This window comes from Paenibacillus sp. NN59 (assembly GCF_057597225.1).
Genome location: NZ_CP199678.1, coordinates 2,745,160 through 2,762,705, shown reverse-complemented (window position 1 = coordinate 2,762,705; position 17,546 = coordinate 2,745,160). Strand labels below are relative to the sequence as shown.

Genomic DNA, 17,546 nt, shown 5'->3' with positions numbered 1-17,546 from the left:
CTACACCTCACTCCCGGTTTCTGTACCCGGCGATAAGGCCGTTATTCGCAAAAATCGTTCATAGGCTTCTGCCCAAGCCGACCTGTCTTGCGGTTCATATTCCTTTACCGGGAATGAATCGCGAATAGCCCGGCGCGCTTCCCAAATATCCTTAAACGTTCCCCTCGCGATCCATTGCACAGCCATATTGCCGATTGCACTTCCCTCCGCTGGCCCTGCCCATACAGGCTTGCCGATAGAGTTCGCTGTCCACTGGCATAATAACTCATTCTGAATGCCGCCGCCCACCATATGCAGTCCGCCGAATGTTTTCTCTGACAGCTGCTCTGTCCATTCCAGAACCCTTCTATACTTCAAAGCAAGACTCTCCAGAATGGCCCTGGCTATACTGCCCTGATCCTCTGGCACACGCTGTCCTGTTTTCTGGCAATACTGCCGAATGCGCTCTGTCATATTGCCAGCAGGCAGAAACAACGCATCATCCGGGTCGAAAAGGCTTGCAAACGCCGGAGCTATCTCAGCCTTCGCAAGGAGTGAGCCATAGCTGATCCCTTGCCCTTCACGTTCCCATTGCCGCATACATTCCTGCAAAATCCAGAGGCCCATAATGTTTTTGAGTAAACGATATGTGCCACCTGCACCACCTTCATTCGTAAAATTCAGTTCCATGCTCTCCGCACTGATGACGGGCTGATCCAGCTCAGTACCCATCAGGGACCACGTTCCACAGCTTAGATAAGCAAAGCTTGTTTCCGTGGCTGGAACCGCTACCACAGCCGAACCGGTATCATGCTCTGCTACAGCCAGGATGGGAATCGACGCAAGTCCGATATCATTACATATACTGCTGCGTAATTGTCCAACAGTTCTCCCCGGTAGGACTACATCCCCGAACCATTGGTCAGAAACACCAATATGAGCGAGAAGTTCACGATCCCATTGTCCAAGTACAGGATTGTATAACTGTGTTGTTGTAGCATTGGTGAACTCATTTACCGCTTCTCCAGTAAGAAAATACCTTAATAAATCAGGGATCATTAGAAAACGCTCCGCTTCGCGCAGCAATGGAGAAGCACTCCGCTTAAGTGCCGCGAGTTGATACAATGTATTAAATGGTAGAAACTGTATCCCCGTGCGCTCGAAAACTCGCTTAGCTGTTAACTCCTGACAAACCGTATCCATCACACCGTTAAACTGTGTGTCACGATAATGATAGGGATTACCAAGTAGTTCACCGTTGCTACCAAGCAAACCAAAATCTACACCCCAAGAATCAATTCCCAAACTCTCTGGCACTTCACCTTGCTGTTTTATAAGCGTCAAGCCCTGCAGTACTTCATGATGTAGCCGCAAAATATCCCAGTGCATCCGGTCACCAATCTTCACGGGCTCGTTTTTGAACCGGTGAATTTCACGGGTTTCGATCCCTCGATCATTCAGATGACCGAGTATCGCTCTGCCGCTTCCTGCACCCAAATCATAAGCCAGCACACTCACTGCTCTTCCACCTTCCAGTTATTATTGTCTTCATATTCGCTATTATCTTTATTTTACAACTAAATGACTGTTTGTTTTTCTTTGTTTAATACTGTTTTGCTTTATTTTAAGAGTATACCATCATTGTAAACGTTTGAATACCCATGAATTCGCTTTCCTCATTACAAAACAAAAAACGACTCACTCCCTTTAGGGAGGAGCCGTAGCTTTATTTTTTTACATATAAAACTGTCCACTCTCCGCTCCGGCTTGCCCGGACTGAGGCTGAATATCTCGCTCAAAATGTTTAAAACGTGTACCCTGATAGGTTAACATGCCTCGATCCTGCTCCACCAGCATACCGTAATTTTGACCACCTACATTTAACTCAAGTCGTTCCCCATTGTCGAACTCAAAGGTTGCATAATAACTCGTTGTTGCACTGCTGTCCCCACTTCCACCACTGACCTCCGTTCGTTTTGTAACGACTCTGGAATGTAAGGTAAGGACAGCTGCAGCATTGTTGGAAGACCAGGTTCGCACACCTGAGAAGATGGCATATACGATGCCGCATGCCACAACCAGAAACACGATGCCGATCAAAATAGGCACGATCGTGCCCATTGCTCCAAGCTCGCTGAACCCAGAAAAAAAACCACTCTGATTGCCTTCAAAACCCGGCACGCCACTCATATCATCGAATCCACCAAAGCCGTCTACACTTAAATGGCCTACTGACGAAAATATGCCCGTAACCGCCATAACGCATCGATCCTTTCCCCACGCAAAATAACACCTTTTCTTTTCTTTTCTTTTCTTTTCTTTTCTTTTTTCCTTCTTTCTCCCGTTCACATCGTGATACATTGGCAGACAACCCGCTCTGCCTTGTCCCTATACTATATGAGCCGAATCAGGAATACAGACGTTCAAGTTCGTCCACAAGACTGCCGACATAAGCCACTGCAGTGCGGATTGGTTCAGGACCGGACATATCAACACCTGCAAGCTTCATCAATTCCTGCGGTGCGAGACTGCCCCCGGATTTGAGCGCTTCAAGCCAGCGGTCCACGGCGGGTTGCCCTTCCTCTCTAATCTTCTGTGCAGCTGCTGTTGACGCCGTTAAACCTGCTGCATACGTGTACGGATACAAGCCCATATAATAATGCGGCTGTCTCATCCACGTCAGCTTGGCACCTTCGTCCACTACCAGCTCTGGCCCCCAGAATTCGGAAAGGATCGCACCTTTCAGCTCACTTAACGTCTTAGCAGTAATTGGCTTATCGTTCGACGCGAGTGCATATACCCTACGCTGTAGTTCGCCTTCCAGCAGATGTGTAACAAAGTTATGATAGTACGTATTCAGCAATTGCAAAATCACCCAACGTCGCATTCTCGGATTTTCAGAACGATTCAACAGATGATCCGCCAGCAACATTTCGTTCATTGTCGAAGGTGCTTCTATAAAATAAAGAGACGGCCGCGTATTCGTAAGCCTCTGATATTTGCCAGCTAGCATAAAATGACCCGCATGCCCCACTTCATGCGCCAGTGTAAACGCTCCGCGCATGTTATTCGCCCAAGAGATTAAGATGTAGGAGTGCGCGCCATAGATGGAGGAACAGAACGCTCCAGTCGATTTACCTGCATTGTCCGCGTAATCTACCCAGCGATCATTAAAGGCTCGTTCAACAATCTCCCCATATTCCGGCCCCAGTACATCGAGCGCCTCACGGATCAACGTGCACGCTTCATCATAGGTAATCGCCGGACTGAATTCGGCATCCAGCGGAGCCTTGAGATCACAGAACATCAGCTTGTCGAGTCCGAGCTCACGTTTTTTTAGCGCAGCCAATCTGCGCATATGCGGCGCTAGCTCTTTTTGAATAATATCAAGAACATTATTGTACATTTCCTTGCTCACTTGCTGTGGAGCTAATAACATGTCCGTCACGTCTTCATATCCACGTAGACGGGATAACACCACTTGTTTTTTGACCTCAGCAGCATATCCTTCAGCAAAGGTATTTTTGTATTGATTCAACGTTTCACTAAAAGAGGCATAAGCGGAACGACGCAACTTGGTATCCGGTGACATCTCGTAATTATTTTCGTAAAAAGACCACGATAATGGACGTGCTTGATCCTCACCATCACACACCTCATCAAAGGTCATATCCGCCAACTTACCGCGTTGATAGATTCGATAGGGGGAATCCAGCACTTCACCAAGTGAAGCAAGCACTTTCTCGGTTTCAGGCGAGAGTCGATGAGCTTTTTCTTCAATAAGTCTCTCCAGGCTACGCTTGTACGGTTCGAGACCCGGTAGTTCACTCAAATACTTCTCTATCGTGCCTTCTGGCAGCGAAACAATCTCGGAGTTGACAAATGACAGATTGGACGACAAGTTAGACAGAATATCACCAGCTTTAGCCGCGTTCTCGATATTCACCGGATTCGTGCTGTCCTCGGATTGTTTTAAGCGCGCATATGCTGCCGTTTTACCGATTCGTTCCTGCAAAGCTTCACGAGCATCAAGACAAGCGAGCAATTGCCCCGCACTTTGCCCCAGTGTACCTTTGAATGTTTCAATATTAGAAGCAGCATCCGGTAGAGATAGAAGTTCCTGTTCCCACTGCGCATCGGTTGCAAATAAATCACGCAAATCCCAGGTTGTTTCTTCCAAAACCTCGGAACGTATATGTATCTTATCCATTTTGATTGTCCTCCTCCTTGCATTTCCAATATCTCTCATCGTATCATACTCTGCCAATCGATACATGACATCTCCTGATTATGAGACTTTTGGTTTAAATCTACAGAAATCAATCCGGCTGGAAAAGTAAAAAACGTCAAGCACCGGACGTGTCCAGTTTACTCAACGTTTCGTTAATCGATCATTCATTTCTGATTCTTATAGATATTCAATGGTGTACTATAAGATATTCATTTCATCCGCTTTCCAGATGACATTCTCACCGTAGTTTTTACCCCAGTTATACATCGCATGCAACACCGGCATTAGACTCTGCCCATGATCCGTCAGTGAATATTCAACTCGGGGCGGAACTTCGGCGTACACTTTGCGTTCCACCAGTTTGTCCTCCTCCAGCTCCCGCAGCTGGTTCGTAAGCATCTTTTGCGTAATGTGGGGAATCAGGCGTTTTAACTCACTGAAACGTTTGGTGCCCTCCAGACCCAAATGCCACAATATAATCAGCTTCCACTTGCCGCCAATCACCGCCAGCGTTAATTCCTTTTCACAGTTGATTTCTTTTAAATTAATGCGTTCTTTGACTTCGGACGCCATGGCTCCAAGCCCCCCTTTATCTCGTACGATATCAAACTCTAATACTTCATTTTACTATAGCACGGACCGAATGCAAAGTTCGCTCATCTTTTTCACAGAAAAGACCGCAATCCTTGCAATAGCACAGGATTCCGGTCTACTTCATTTTTAGCTATATTAAACGCGTGAGCACTTCAATCGAACTACTCCAGATTCGCGTGCCGGCTGAACATATCTGCACCGGTCATGCCCTTGATCTCCATCATGGTGAGGATCAATGCATCCATGCTGAGCAACAAGGATTGTTCAAACAAGGAACCCATAGGCTGAATGGTAACATCCGCTCCGGCTCCCGCCGCATCCTCTTTTGCAGAGGCAGGTAGCCGAACGACCACTTGTGCCAGCTGTGCAATTGTGGAATCCGGCTTAATTGTGATTAAGCCTACAGGTGCACCCGCTTGATTCGCCTTTCTTGCCATGGCAACCAGCCCGCCTGTCTCTCCAGAACCAGAGCATAGCAGCAGGAAATCTGCTGAGCTGATCCCTGGCGTCACCGTCTCGCCTACGACATAAACGGTAAGTCCCATCTGCATCAATCGCATCGCGAATGCTTTTCCCATGAGACCTGAACGACCCGCGCCAGCTACAAAAATGCGTTCCGCTGCTAGCACCTGCTCGGCCATTGCCTGCATCTCGGTATCATCAAGCTGGCTTAACGTGCGTTCCAGTTCCTTCAGGATATCTGCGGCGTATTGTTTGCTGCTCATCAGCTTACCCTTGCTGAACAAGGCGCTGCATTTCGGATGCTACAGCTGCTTTATCTGCTTGCCCTGTAATACCGCCACCAACGATGACCAAGTCAGGTTGTGCTTTCACAACTTCTGGCAATGTGTCCAATTTGATACCACCAGCAACCGCAGTTTTTGCATTTTTCACTGCACCTTTGATCGTTTGCAGGTCTTCGAAAGGACTTTGTCCAACTGCTTGCAGGTCATACCCGGTATGAACACAGATGTAGTCTACGCCCAGAGCGTCAACTTCACGCGCACGTTGTTCCAGATTAGGCACGTTGATCATGTCCACGAGAACTTCTTTGTTTTGTTTTTTCGCTTCTTCAACAGCGCCTTTGATCGTCATATCGTTACTTGCACCCAGAACGGTGATCAAGTCTGCACCCGCTTCAGCTGCTTTCATGATTTCATATCCGCCAGCGTCCATAATTTTCAGGTCCGCAAGAACTTGCAGATTAGGATAAGCTTCCTTCATTGCTTTTACAGCATGCAATCCTTCATTGATAATAATCGGTGTGCCGATCTCAACGATATCAATATATTGTTCAACTTCTTTAACCAGTGCGATACCTTCCGGGATGTTAACCAAATCAAGTGCGAGTTGTAATTTCATGTTTTATATCTCCTTTGTATTTGAGGTTGATTAATGATGCTGTATAAGTTGAAATAAAGATTTACACAGTCCACTCCGATGACAGAAGAACCTTCCAATCGCTGTTATCCCCAGATTTTTTTGATTCCCTTTTCCAAAGGGAAAAATCCGGTGATAAGCGTATGCTTCCGATGCAGCTTTCTTGCAGAAAGCTTTTAGGCGAGCGCTTCGCTTTTCCAGGTTTTTTCTGTCCTCTCCGTTAACGTGTAAAAAATAGTTCAACTTATATAGATCCAAATGTTTATTTTTACCGCCAATGATCCGTTGCTGAGGCCAACATCTCGTAATGGTGGTTGCTAGTTCATTGTAGAGCCTGACTATCCATTCAGGAAGTACGCACTTTCAAGTGAGGTAGTTACTTGGACGAAACTAATGGATATTCGACGTTGTTATACGAATCCTTTCTTGAGATACATCTATCTTCATCTATTCTACAGTCAGTGCTATTTACGAACAGGGTATTGTTTGTACAACATCAATGATGTAGGTTTCTTACAATGGATGTTATTCACTTTTCATAAAGTCTTTTATCAAAAAGAAAAAGAAGAACCCTGTCTTTTCAGGCAGGATTCTTCTTGATTTTTCATAGCAGCATAAGCGTTGTATGTTCCTATCTATTTATCCATCGACCTCTTACAGATATACGGGTTTCACACATACCGGCTTGGACACACCTGTACTGTGACCTGTGTATTTCAGGCGACCGCTCTCCTGATCTACTGTAAAGGTAACCATGTTGTTTGTATCACGGTTAGCCGCAATCAGCAGTTTACCATTCGGTGTCAATGCGAAATGACGCGGGTGCTGTCCTTCTGCGGAGACATGCTCTACCAGGGTCAGATGACCTTTGTCTGCATCTACTGCAAATACGACGATGCTGTCATGTCCACGGTTGGAACCATATACAAAACGGCCATCGTTCGAAACCGTAATCTCAGCAGTAGTATTCTCAGCGCCGTCATAGCCGTCAGGAAGCGTTGAAATATTGGAGATTTCAGTGAGCGTACCCGCAGCTGCATCATACTTGTAAGATGTGACAGACGAATCCACTTCGTTGATCACATATGCAAACTGACCATTCGGATGGAAGGCCAAGTGGCGTGGTCCTGCGCCCGGATGAGTTTTCGTTTCACTGTGAAGCACCAGTTCATTGGTGTCTGCGTTAATGGAGTAGATCGCAATTTTATCTGCGCCCAAATCCTGTACCATCATATATTTACCATCCGGGCTGAAGAATGCCGAGTGCACATGTGGCTTGTCCTGACGCTCAGGATGTGCCCCGTGTCCTTCATGTTTCTTCTCGTCCAGAAGTGCTCCAACTTCACCATTGTCTGTAAGGGCTTGAAGTCCTACCAATCCACCGTGATAGCTGGACAGGATCAAATATTTACCGGAAGGGTCACGCTGAATGTGGCATGGCGGAGCAGAGATGGAGTCTTTGCGATTGAGCAAAGTCAATTTACCCGTCGCAGGATCTACGCTCAGTGCTACCGCTTCAGACATTTTATTGCCCTCGGCAGACGCCGTTTCACCAATCGCATATAGCTTGTTTGCTTGCGCATCCACGTTAACAAACGTCGGGTTTTTCACGCCCGCAATGCCGTCCAGCTTCGCCAGACTGCCTGTATCCTCATTTAATTCATATGCGTAAATGCCCTCATTTTCCGCTTCGGCATAAGAGCCGACTAGTACGAGCAAGCGTTTTGATTCACTCATTACAGTTTCCTCCTCTATGTGTATGTAATCTTGTTGCACCTCTTCTATAATAAATCTGCCATATCAAAATAGCAATCGGACCCCTGCTCACTCCACCGGAGCCTGCCATGTTTAACGCAATGAAATGCGTATCTGTAGAAGGATTGTGTCCTTATACATTCAACTGTCGAGCATTTCCTGCTATGATAAGATAGGTTTTTCATCTAGAAAGGACTGAACAGATTGTTTACCTCGTTTTTCATTACGCTTTATCATGTGTTTCTGCCCATTTCCTTGCCCGTCATTGGCGGAATATTGTTAAAACATTTCAAGGACTGGGATACACGGCCGCTTTCGGCATTTTCACTCTATATTTTAAGTCCTGCGCTTATCTTCCATACCCTGCTACACGCAGAGATTACCTGGACGGATGTTACAAGCACTTTCTGGTTCTCTATCCTCAACTTGATCGCCCTCTGGGCTCTGGCTGAGATCATAAGCAGAATCTTTGGTCTGGGTGCACCTGAAAAAGCAGGACTGACCCTCGTCTCCACATTTACCAACTGTGTGAACTACGGGCTCCCGCTTGTGTTGCTTGCCTTTGGTCAACTTGGACTGGACAAGGCTTCGGTCTACGTCATTGGACAGATGATCATCGTCAATACAGTAGGTATTTTCTTTGCCGCAAGATCCGAATTCACGGTAAAAAACGCGATGCTGTCCGTATTCCGCATGCCTACCATCTACGCAGCTGTGATCGCAGTCATCATGCGGAGCTCGGGCATTTCCCTTCCTGATGCTCTGGATGGGGGCGTTTCGATGATGGCTACCGGTTATTCTCCTATTGTCTTGGCGATTCTGGGCGCTCAGATGTTACGACCCAAAGGAGATACAGCACCTTGGCAATCGAATGTTCGTAAGGCTTTTTGGGCCGGACTTGTTGTCAGGCTGGTTGCAGCACCGATTTTAGCCTGGCTTATACTGAAAGCACTGCAAGTCGAAGGAACATTATTCCCTGTGTTGCTTATCCTCGCCTCGATGCCAACCGCAGTGAACGCTGTTATTTTGGCTGAACAGTTCGGTGCATCTCCGCAATTTGTATCCCGCTGCATTCTGTGGACTACCGCTGTTTCCATGGTCTTCCTGCCAATTATGATTGTGATGTCTTCCTGATCAGTACAGAAGCTGTGCTAAGGCCTGAAGCGTTTGCCGCTTGGCGGCGCTTCTCCAGCCGGCGTTCATGCCGCCGATGAAGAGCTCTGACATAGAAGTATTTGACGACAAAGTACGAAACGAATCCCAAAATTAACCCGAGCACACTCATACCTGCCAGGATATCAAGTCCACCGAGCAGCAGTTCACTTACCGCTGACCAGTTTCCATGAAACAGTTCCCTCCATGCGCTCTCATGCATAGGACCCTGGCCCATACTGTGCGCTGGCAAAATCCATGAACCTATCTGTTTCGCAAGTGGCATAAGAATAATCGGCAGAAATGTCAGCTTGCCCACAACGTTGCCTACAATGGCCGCTGGCATGGAGCCGCCAGACAAACGAACGATCGGATAAAACACAAGATAAATCAGGGATGCAGTCGAGATTACGATCAGTTCGAGACCGAACCCTATAGCAAATCCGGTAGATACCTTATGAGCACCACCCGGAGCACGTAAAAGTTTGAGAAAATTCAGTTTCATTGCACGAGTCAAACGTGCCATTCGATTGGGTTTGCGCTTCTGGTTTTTCATCCTGAATTTCTCCTTATTTGCACAAATGACGAATCATGTCGTCTACCCACCAATTATATCACACTGCGTCAGCTCCAGTGGTTACAATCACCGGACAGGTTTCCATCCTCACATTGCCAGATACTGCCCGGGAGATCATACAGGATGCTTCTGCCTTATGCGCCAGCTTCTCGGCATTACTCAGAACCGATTCGGATGTATCTTGTGGAAGCACGATTCGCGGTCGATGTACGATACGTTCATACGTAAAGATGTTATTGGTCACATCCACCGTTGCCTCCGATTCCAGCGTCAGCTCATCAGGAGTAATGTCTGAACGCTCCAGCATCGCCGCAAGGGTAATCAGGTAACAGGTTGCCGCTGCCCCCAGTAGCATCTCGTCCGGGTTCGTTCCTGTACCAGGGCCGCCCATTTCCTGCGGAATCGAAATGACGGTTTTCAAACCTCCTGCATCAATCGTGCCCTCACTGTTACGTCCGCCATTCCATACCGCCTTTAAGTGAAACGGATGTTTCATTGTCATCGATCCTTTCTATGATAAGTCGAACTAAATACTTTTACGCCGACACTCCAATGACAGAATAAACCTCCAATCGCTGTTATCCCCGGATTTTTTGGATTCACTTTTCCAAAGGTAAAAATCCGGTGATAAAGGCGAAGCGTATGCTTCCGATGTTAGCTTTCTTTTCAGAAAGCTTTTAGCTCCGCTTTTTCAGTTTTTCTCTGTCCCCTCCGTTAAAGTGTAAATAAAGAGTTTAACTTATAAATATTCATTTGTAATATTCTGACGTCCTTTACGATCACACACGTATACACGGAATTTGAAGTTCGTTCAGCGCGTTCACATGCTCCTTCTGCACACCCTGGTCGGTGATGACCTTTCCAACACTCTCCATGCCAGCTACCCTTGTAAAAGCTTGAATGTTAAATTTGCTCGAATCGGCTAGCAAAATAACCTCGTCAGCAATATGAATCATTTTCTGCTTCACCAAAGCCTGTAGTTCATTCGACTCGCTGATGCCCTTGGTCAGATGTACGCCTTTGCAAGACAAAAACACTTTATCCACATGATACGCATCCAGCGAGCGCTCTGCGAGCGGCCCGACAAAGGACAAAGATTTGGAAGCAAGCTGTCCGCCTGTAGCAATGACACGAATCTGTTCTTTCGCGCTTAGCTCTGCGGCAACTTTAATTGAATTGGTTAATACCGTCAGCGGAATATTGGGCAGTCCGGTTGCCATATACCACGCGGTAGTACTTGCATCCAAAGCAATCCGGTCACCGGGTTCCACCAGTTTCACTGCTTCACTTGCAATGCGTCGCTTCTCATCGGCATATGCAACAGCACGCTCGGGATATGGAATCTCGGTTTGCGATTCATCCTTGTATTTCACACTCACCGCTCCACCATGCGAGCGTCTGAGCCTGCCCGCCTGTTCCAGCTTGTCCAGATCACGGCGAATCGTTTCTTCGGTCACTCCACAGCGCTCACTAAGCTCAGTGACACGCATGCTTCCATGCGCATCCACCCATTCCACAATTTTTTCATAACGTTCCGCAACGAGCATCTTCATTCACTCCAAACCGTTAATATACCAGTTAATCCTGTTACCCCATCATACCATAGAGCGGTTGGAAGGAGAATTTCACACATCTACAAGAATTGACGTCCATAAACATTCATGCATATGTAAAAAGAGGAGGCTTTCGCCTCCTCCATCCAGTCATTCCGATAAATTATTTATCCTCTGCCATAGGGAACCAACCCGGTGTGTGGATAATTGCATTCCACAATCCATCAGGAATCACCAAACGCTCTTGATCGGATTTCGTCAGAATGGTCTCAATATCCTCTTCACGTCCGCTTTCAATCTTCTCGACCCAGTCTGGCTCGATGATCAGCTCACGTCCAATCGCAAGCAACGGTACGCCGGTTTCCAGCGCTTCTGCTGCTTCATCGGCGGTATGAATCGATCCAACACCAATTACAGGTACTTTACCGCCAACACGATCCAAAATGAATTCAATTCTGGCACGTGTATCCTCTTCACCACGTCTTGGCTTCGACCAGAACTCATTCAAGGAAACATGCAAATAGTCGAGATTTTTATCTTTCAAAGCATCAACCAGTGCATACGTATCCTCCATTGTTAGTCCTGGCGTTTCTGGCTCTTCCGGCGAGAAACGGTAACCCACAATAAACGGAAGTTTAGTATGCTCGGAAACGACACGCTGTACCTCATCTACAACGGCTAATGGGAACGCCAAACGTTTCTCTACACTGCCTCCCCAGCGATCTTCGCGCCGGTTGGAATGTGGAGAGAAAAACTGCTGAATCAGATAACCATTCGCACCATGAATCTCAATACCGTCAAAACCGGCTTCAATAGCACGGCGAGTCGCTTCACCGAAATCACGAATGACAGAAGTAATCTCTTCATCCGTCATTTCTCTTGGTTCCGGTGAACCTGGGCGTTCACTTGCGACTGCACTAGGTGCAACCACTTGGCCCGCAGGAACGGCTTGTTCCGGAGTCAGACGGCCTGCATGGAACATTTGCAGTACAGCAACAGAACCTTGCTGTTTAATCGTTTCAGCCAGACGTTTCAGTCCAGGCACAAAGCTGTCATCATAAGAACCGAATTGTGCGGGGAAGCCGATACCGTTAGGCGTAACATGTGTTACCGCTGTAACCGACATGCCAGCCCCACCTGTGCGACGTGCATAATATGCAAGCTCAGCGTCAGATACCGTACCATCTGAATTAGAGGACATATGAGTCATAGGAGCAAGCACGATCCGGTTTTTCAGTGTAATGCCGCTGCTTGGCAGTGAAACTTGTTCAAACATTTTCGAATACTTTGGATTCATTCGTGGTTCCCTCCTGATATTATATCTCTTTAAATAGATATATGGATATATACATTCAAATACTGTAATTATTATAGTTACGTTTCAACTCAATTGCAACTTTTCTTTTTCCATTCCTTGTCAGCCTACAACGGAAACGATGACACAACTAAAAAAGGACAGAGTGTCCTCAGACGCCCCATCCTGTTTTTAACCATTTCCAGAGTTCAGAAACTTAGAAACCATAAACATGAACGTAGCTACATCTTCAGAAAATCTCGGTAATACCTTAGGCATCCCTCAGTTAAGTCAACCTCAGTAACTCCGCACGTAAGCCAGCTTCTGCTCCATCTCTTCCACACATTCATAACAATCATGTTCGTCGTTTGCCACCATCGGCGTGACCGGGTATAGATTCATCTCTGTGCGATTGTATGTTTTAAGCAGTGGCAACAACTGTGTAACTCTGGTATTGGCCGGATCAAGCCAGGTGTTGATCTCATCATCCATGAGAATAGCCGGCATCTTGTTTCCAAACTCACGAGTCGCCAGATTCGCGCCAGCCATGAGCATTGTACAGGTGCGAAGCGGTTGCTTGCGGGTATCTTTCCAGATCTCATACAATCCCGCAATGCCAAAAAGTCCGCGATCCGGCATGACAACACGCACTGCATAACGCTTCTTGCCTTCTTGTCGCCAGTAATACAGCCCATTGCATGGAATAACACAGCGTTTGGTCTCCACTAACTTATAATACGCGGGGTTTTCATGCACAGTCATTAAATTAGCATTCACCGCATCCCTCCCCCAGAACGGAATGAATCCCCAACGGAATTCATCCAGCACACGTTCTCCATCCTGATGTAGAATGATCGGCGTATGTTGCGTTGGACTGATATTATAGCGATTTTTATAGTAATACATGACTCGTTGTACCTTGAAATGATCCCGAACTTCATCTAGATCAGCCGCGAGTGAAAAACGTTCGCACATCCCTATACACTCCTTTTTCCTAGTAAGGTTGAGTGTATTATTTGTGAGTTAAGGGAATTTATGCATACCTTCCCCAGACAGAAAGCGACTTGTTGTGACAACATTCCTTTAGTGCACAGGTTTTTTCCTTTTTTCCATAACAAAAACAACGACTTGAGACTCATTTCAGGTACACATTTACTTGTTACTATAATAGAGAAAATATACATTTATTGGAGGTTTTAAGTATGAAAAGGAAGTTGTTGATGAGCCTGATGTTGTTCTCTGCGCTCGCGATGTTTGGCAGCACGATCTACGCAGCAACCTTTTTGAATTACGGCTACCCTAGTTCCACCATTCCAATTCGGACCTACAACTACGCTTCTGCATGGCAGGGTCCAATGGATGCTTCTCTTGCCAACTGGAACAATGCGGGAGCCAAAGTGCAATTCGTCAAAACGAATAATTCTCCGAACACGATCACCGCTGGTAACTTCAATAATACCGCTTATGGTGTTAACTACGCTTCTGTCTCCGGCAATCAGGTTGTCAACTTCCGCATCGAACTCAACGCCTCCACGATTACCGCTGATGCATCCAACTTATCCAACTTTATTCAAAGCGTGTTCGTTCATGAACTGGGTCACTCCGTCTGGCTTGGTGACAACCCGACAACGAACAGTCCTTCCATTATGTCTTACACGCGCAACCGGAATTCCATGACCAAACCACAGACCTTCGATATCAATAATGTCAGATCCAGATACTAATCGTTCGTACATCATCATTCCGTATCATTTACATTTTATTTCCAAGGAGGATTCCGATCTATGAACAAGAATCGAGTACTTACCTTACTCGTCTCTTCTATCTTTATCCTGTCTGTCGTCGGCTGCTCTTCAGCAACTCCGGCCGCTTCTCCCCCGGGTACTCCCGTCAAAATCATCGCATCCGAGGATTATCCCAGTTATGGAAGTGTAGACGCTTTGTCAGAGCGGGCCGACACCATTGTGAAGGGCAATGTCATTCAAACCCGGGTTGAAGCTTTAGATGACAGGGGACAAGCTGATTCCCAAGATCAGAATCATATGAATGCAGCGGGAAGTGCGGCAGATGCTCAGGTTTCTTTTGACAAAATCTATACGATCTATACGGTTCAGGTGACTGAATCCTACAAAGGGGGTTACACAGCCGGGGATCGGCTTGAAGTCAAACAGCTTGGCGGACAACTGGGTAACACCGAAATCGTCAACGATGACAGTCTTAAGCTTATGCAGACCAAGGATTATGTACTTTTTCTTGAAACATATGCGGACACCCCTGCAAGCCTGCTAAACAGCGTTCAAAGCCTCTATGTGGTCAAACCTGCTTCGAAGTCAAACCAGGCCAGCCAGCAATCCCAGTCTGAAGTGATTGTCAGTGCAAACCCGGAGAATGATCTGACGCTCAGCCTGAGCGAATTGCAACAAATCAAAAACGAACAGTCCAATCCGTAACGTATATTTACTCTTTTACCTACTTACTTATTTAATGTCCATCTCAACATGCCGCTCTACATAAGAATAATAAAACGTGCTACCCCAAATACCGGGTGGCACGTTGTTACGTTATCGCTATGATCAAAATCTCTCAGTGCCAATGGCTAGCGATTGACACACACTGGAAGGGTAAACCAGAAACAACTTCCTTCTCCCTTCTTACTCTGAACTCCAATTTCGCCTCCATGCCGTTCCACAATGGATTGAGCGATCGCGAGCCCAAGTCCAGCTCCACCACTACTTTTACTACGGGATTTATCAATCCGGTAAAACCGTTCAAAAATACGTGTCGTTTCTTCCGCTTCAATCCCCTCACCTTGATCCAACACCGCAATTTGCAAAAACGCTCCCTGCTCTGTGGCAGTAAGCATGATTGTGCCTCCTGTAGAAGAGTATTGGATGGCATTTTGCAATAAATTGGAAACCACCCGTTTCATCTGTGCAGGTACCATCATGGCAGCTGGCAATTGATCAGGCAACTCAATCTCCACATTCAGCTCTTTCTCGGCAAGATGGAACGAAAAGCCCTCGAGTGTGCTAACCAACAACTCATCGACATGACTGGGCTCTGGATCAAATCGCTCCCCTTGGGCCTCCAGACTCGATAGATCAAACAAGTCCTGGATCAGCCCTCCCAGCCTCTTCGTTTCAAGGCGAATCGTATTCAGATAACGCCGGAAGGTGGCTTCATCCTTAATCACATCATCCTCCAGCGCTTCGACAAAGGCCTGAATCGAGGCCAGTGGTGTACGTAAGTCATGAGACACATTTGCTATCAGTTCACGCCTGGCCGATTCGGATTGATGAAGATCGTCAAAACTATCCTTCAGTCTGGAACTCATTTCATTAAACTGCTGTGCCAGCAGTTTAAATTCCTGTGGCCCGATGAGAGGAACTTCCGTATGGAAATCCCCTTCGGCTACCTTCACTGTACGCTCGGTAATACGAGCTATTGATTTTTCCAATGGCTTCGTTAATACATACTGGAGAACAAACGAAAGTAAACCTACCCCGGCCGTTATACCCGACAGCCAATACAATTGATCGATGGTGAGAAGCATTTTGGAATAACTGACGAACAAACAAATCAACAATACACCGATGCCCAGAAGACTGGACAATACCAGATACGTGCGTAATTTCATGATGAGCCACCTGCAAACTTATAACCTATACCCCAAACCGTTTTAATATATTTTGGATCGGAAGCATTTTGCTCGATCTTCTCTCGTAATCTTCGAATATGCACAGTTACGGTCGTCGTATCTCCCTCGTAGCTAAAATCCCAGATTTTGCTTAACATTTGACTACGCGAAAACACCTGTCCCGGGTGGCTGGCTAGCAAATACAACATCTCAAATTCAGTAACTGTCAAGTCAATCAGCCGTCCGTCAATCTCTACCTCACGTTTCACAAAATCAATGGTCAGCCCTTCATAACGAATCGTATGTGATGAATGAGTGGTAGGCGACACCTGTACCGTTCGTATTCTGCGCAATATCGCTTTGACACGCAGAACGAGTTCTCTCGGACTAAATGGCTTGGTCAGATAATCATCTGCTCCCATCGTCAGACCCATCAGTCGATCCTGCTCTTCCCCACGAGCAGTCAGCATAACAATGGGTACATCCTCGCTTTGACGAATCTCGTTACAGATTTCCCATCCATTTTTATGTGGCATCATCAGGTCCAGCACAATCAGATCTGGCGTGTGGGTGCGCCACAACTCAATCGCCTCCATACCATCCTTAGCCGTCACCACAGAATAACCTTCCCTTTCGAGGTACCTGCGACAAACGTCTGTAATATTACTGTCATCATCGGCAACCATGATACGCTCATTCAATGAACTCACCCCATATTCAAAACAAGCATCTGGCATCATCATATCACAGGGCAAGGATCATGTTTCAGTATTATTGATCTGTCTTACTTTCAATTTTTTACGTTTACTTCGTTACCTTCACTTCATAGCCTTCATCGGCATCATGTATTCGGAAATGACCATATCCGTTACATATGTGTTGCCCTCATGGATTATGGGCATTGACTTCGAGCTAACCTGCATGCCGTCTACCATCATTTTTGTGGAACCAACCCACACCTTAATGGTTTTAGCTGCAGGCATCATAGCACCTTCCATCATCATGTCGTCCTTCATCATCATGTCATTTTTATTCATTTGGTCGTCCTTCATCATTATGTTATCAGCCATCTTCGTGTCATCTTGCTTCATCATATCATCGTGCATCATCATGTCATTTTTCATTTTCATATCGTCTTTCATCATCGTGTCGTGCATTTTGTCCATATACATTAACGTTACCGAGCGGTCTTTGCTGTCCCACATAATGCTGTAACCATACATTTTTGCCGCCTGTCTCAATTGCACAAGTTCCATGCCATCCTTTTTAATCATTTTCATCTCTGTAGCGCTTGCACTTGCCAATCCTGAAAAGGTCAAAGACATCATCAACACCGCTGCCGCAATCATTTTTTTGCTTTTGCTTGTTTTCATCATTGTTATCACTCTCCATGG

At 46.4% G+C, this 17,546-nt stretch carries 18 protein-coding genes; 3 read left to right on the top strand and 15 right to left on the bottom strand.

The features are described from left to right. The 7 genes from ACT89M_RS12430 to ACT89M_RS12400 all read right to left on the bottom strand — a co-directional run bounded on the left by ACT89M_RS12430 (position 1) and on the right by ACT89M_RS12400 (position 7,921). Positions 1-1,497, bottom strand: a complete 1,497-nt coding sequence (locus ACT89M_RS12430; protein ID WP_308721929.1) for a rhamnulokinase — start codon at positions 1,495-1,497, stop codon at positions 1-3. A 216-nt stretch (positions 1,498-1,713) separates the two neighbouring features. Beyond that, entirely contained in the window at positions 1,714-2,238 is a 525-nt protein-coding gene (locus ACT89M_RS12425) for a DUF2500 domain-containing protein (RefSeq protein ID WP_253495034.1), read from the bottom strand. 148 nt (positions 2,239-2,386) lie between these two features. After that, on the bottom strand, positions 2,387-4,189 hold the full coding sequence (gene pepF, locus ACT89M_RS12420; protein WP_154886227.1) for an oligoendopeptidase F: 1,803 nt from the start codon (positions 4,187-4,189) through the stop codon (positions 2,387-2,389). 219 nt (positions 4,190-4,408) lie between these two features. After that, positions 4,409-4,783 (bottom strand): winged helix-turn-helix transcriptional regulator, encoded by a 375-nt coding sequence (locus ACT89M_RS12415; protein ID WP_145330144.1) that lies wholly within the window; start codon positions 4,781-4,783, stop codon positions 4,409-4,411. 182 nt (positions 4,784-4,965) lie between these two features. Next, positions 4,966-5,529: a 6-phospho-3-hexuloisomerase gene (hxlB, locus tag ACT89M_RS12410; protein ID WP_253495040.1), complete on the bottom strand. Its 564-nt coding sequence runs from the start codon at positions 5,527-5,529 to the stop codon at positions 4,966-4,968. A gap of 4 nt (positions 5,530-5,533) precedes the next feature. Further along, positions 5,534-6,166 carry a 3-hexulose-6-phosphate synthase gene (gene hxlA, locus ACT89M_RS12405; RefSeq protein WP_090920812.1) on the bottom strand — a complete coding sequence of 211 codons (633 nt, stop codon included), beginning with the start codon at positions 6,164-6,166 and terminating at the stop codon, positions 5,534-5,536. A 672-nt stretch (positions 6,167-6,838) separates the two neighbouring features. After that, entirely contained in the window at positions 6,839-7,921 is a 1,083-nt protein-coding gene (locus tag ACT89M_RS12400) for a lactonase family protein (protein WP_154886229.1), read from the bottom strand. Between the two features lie 255 nt (positions 7,922-8,176). Here ACT89M_RS12400 and ACT89M_RS12395 point away from each other — a divergent pair, with 255 nt between their 5' ends. Beyond that, complete coding sequence (locus tag ACT89M_RS12395; protein WP_373323164.1) at positions 8,177-9,073, top strand: AEC family transporter; 897 nt, start codon at positions 8,177-8,179, stop codon at positions 9,071-9,073. On the opposite strand, the gene ACT89M_RS12390 is transcribed toward ACT89M_RS12395, so the two are convergent. The 5 genes from ACT89M_RS12390 to ACT89M_RS12370 all read right to left on the bottom strand — a co-directional run bounded on the left by ACT89M_RS12390 (position 9,051) and on the right by ACT89M_RS12370 (position 13,490). Further along, positions 9,051-9,647, bottom strand: coding sequence for a DUF2062 domain-containing protein (locus ACT89M_RS12390; protein ID WP_123066692.1), 597 nt, complete (start codon positions 9,645-9,647; stop codon positions 9,051-9,053). The genes ACT89M_RS12395 and ACT89M_RS12390 overlap by 23 nt on opposite strands. Positions 9,648-9,705: 58 nt before the next feature. After that, positions 9,706-10,164, bottom strand: a complete 459-nt coding sequence (locus tag ACT89M_RS12385; RefSeq protein ID WP_154886231.1) for an OsmC family protein — start codon at positions 10,162-10,164, stop codon at positions 9,706-9,708. 283 nt (positions 10,165-10,447) lie between these two features. Then, on the bottom strand, positions 10,448-11,215 hold the full coding sequence (locus ACT89M_RS12380; protein ID WP_154886232.1) for a DeoR/GlpR family DNA-binding transcription regulator: 768 nt from the start codon (positions 11,213-11,215) through the stop codon (positions 10,448-10,450). A 169-nt stretch (positions 11,216-11,384) separates the two neighbouring features. Next, positions 11,385-12,518 (bottom strand): NADH-dependent flavin oxidoreductase, encoded by a 1,134-nt coding sequence (locus ACT89M_RS12375; protein WP_253495047.1) that lies wholly within the window; start codon positions 12,516-12,518, stop codon positions 11,385-11,387. 294 nt (positions 12,519-12,812) lie between these two features. Next, the gene (locus ACT89M_RS12370) at positions 12,813-13,490 is read right to left on the bottom strand and encodes an SOS response-associated peptidase (RefSeq protein ID WP_090920826.1); all 678 of its coding nucleotides are present in this window, start codon (positions 13,488-13,490) and stop codon (positions 12,813-12,815) included. Positions 13,491-13,717: 227 nt separating this feature from the next. On the opposite strand from ACT89M_RS12370, the gene ACT89M_RS12365 reads away from it, so the two are divergent. Together ACT89M_RS12365 and ACT89M_RS12360 are read left to right on the top strand one after the other, a co-directional pair. Continuing rightward, positions 13,718-14,239, top strand: coding sequence for a zinc metalloprotease (locus tag ACT89M_RS12365; RefSeq protein ID WP_154958836.1), 522 nt, complete (start codon positions 13,718-13,720; stop codon positions 14,237-14,239). Between the two features lie 60 nt (positions 14,240-14,299). Continuing rightward, positions 14,300-14,965, top strand: coding sequence for a hypothetical protein (locus ACT89M_RS12360; protein WP_154983784.1), 666 nt, complete (start codon positions 14,300-14,302; stop codon positions 14,963-14,965). Positions 14,966-15,111: 146 nt separating this feature from the next. On the opposite strand, the gene ACT89M_RS12355 is transcribed toward ACT89M_RS12360, so the two are convergent. The 3 genes from ACT89M_RS12355 to ACT89M_RS12345 all read right to left on the bottom strand — a co-directional run bounded on the left by ACT89M_RS12355 (position 15,112) and on the right by ACT89M_RS12345 (position 17,528). Further along, a complete protein-coding gene (locus ACT89M_RS12355; RefSeq protein WP_221790980.1) occupies positions 15,112-16,152 on the bottom strand; it encodes a sensor histidine kinase in 1,041 nt (346 codons plus the stop codon). Then, complete coding sequence (locus ACT89M_RS12350; RefSeq protein WP_154887357.1) at positions 16,149-16,853, bottom strand: response regulator transcription factor; 705 nt, start codon at positions 16,851-16,853, stop codon at positions 16,149-16,151. Before ACT89M_RS12350 ends, ACT89M_RS12355 begins: the two co-directional genes overlap by 4 nt. A 117-nt stretch (positions 16,854-16,970) precedes the next feature. Further along, positions 16,971-17,528, bottom strand: a complete 558-nt coding sequence (locus tag ACT89M_RS12345; protein WP_154886238.1) for a hypothetical protein — start codon at positions 17,526-17,528, stop codon at positions 16,971-16,973. Positions 17,529-17,546: the final 18 nt, after the last annotated feature.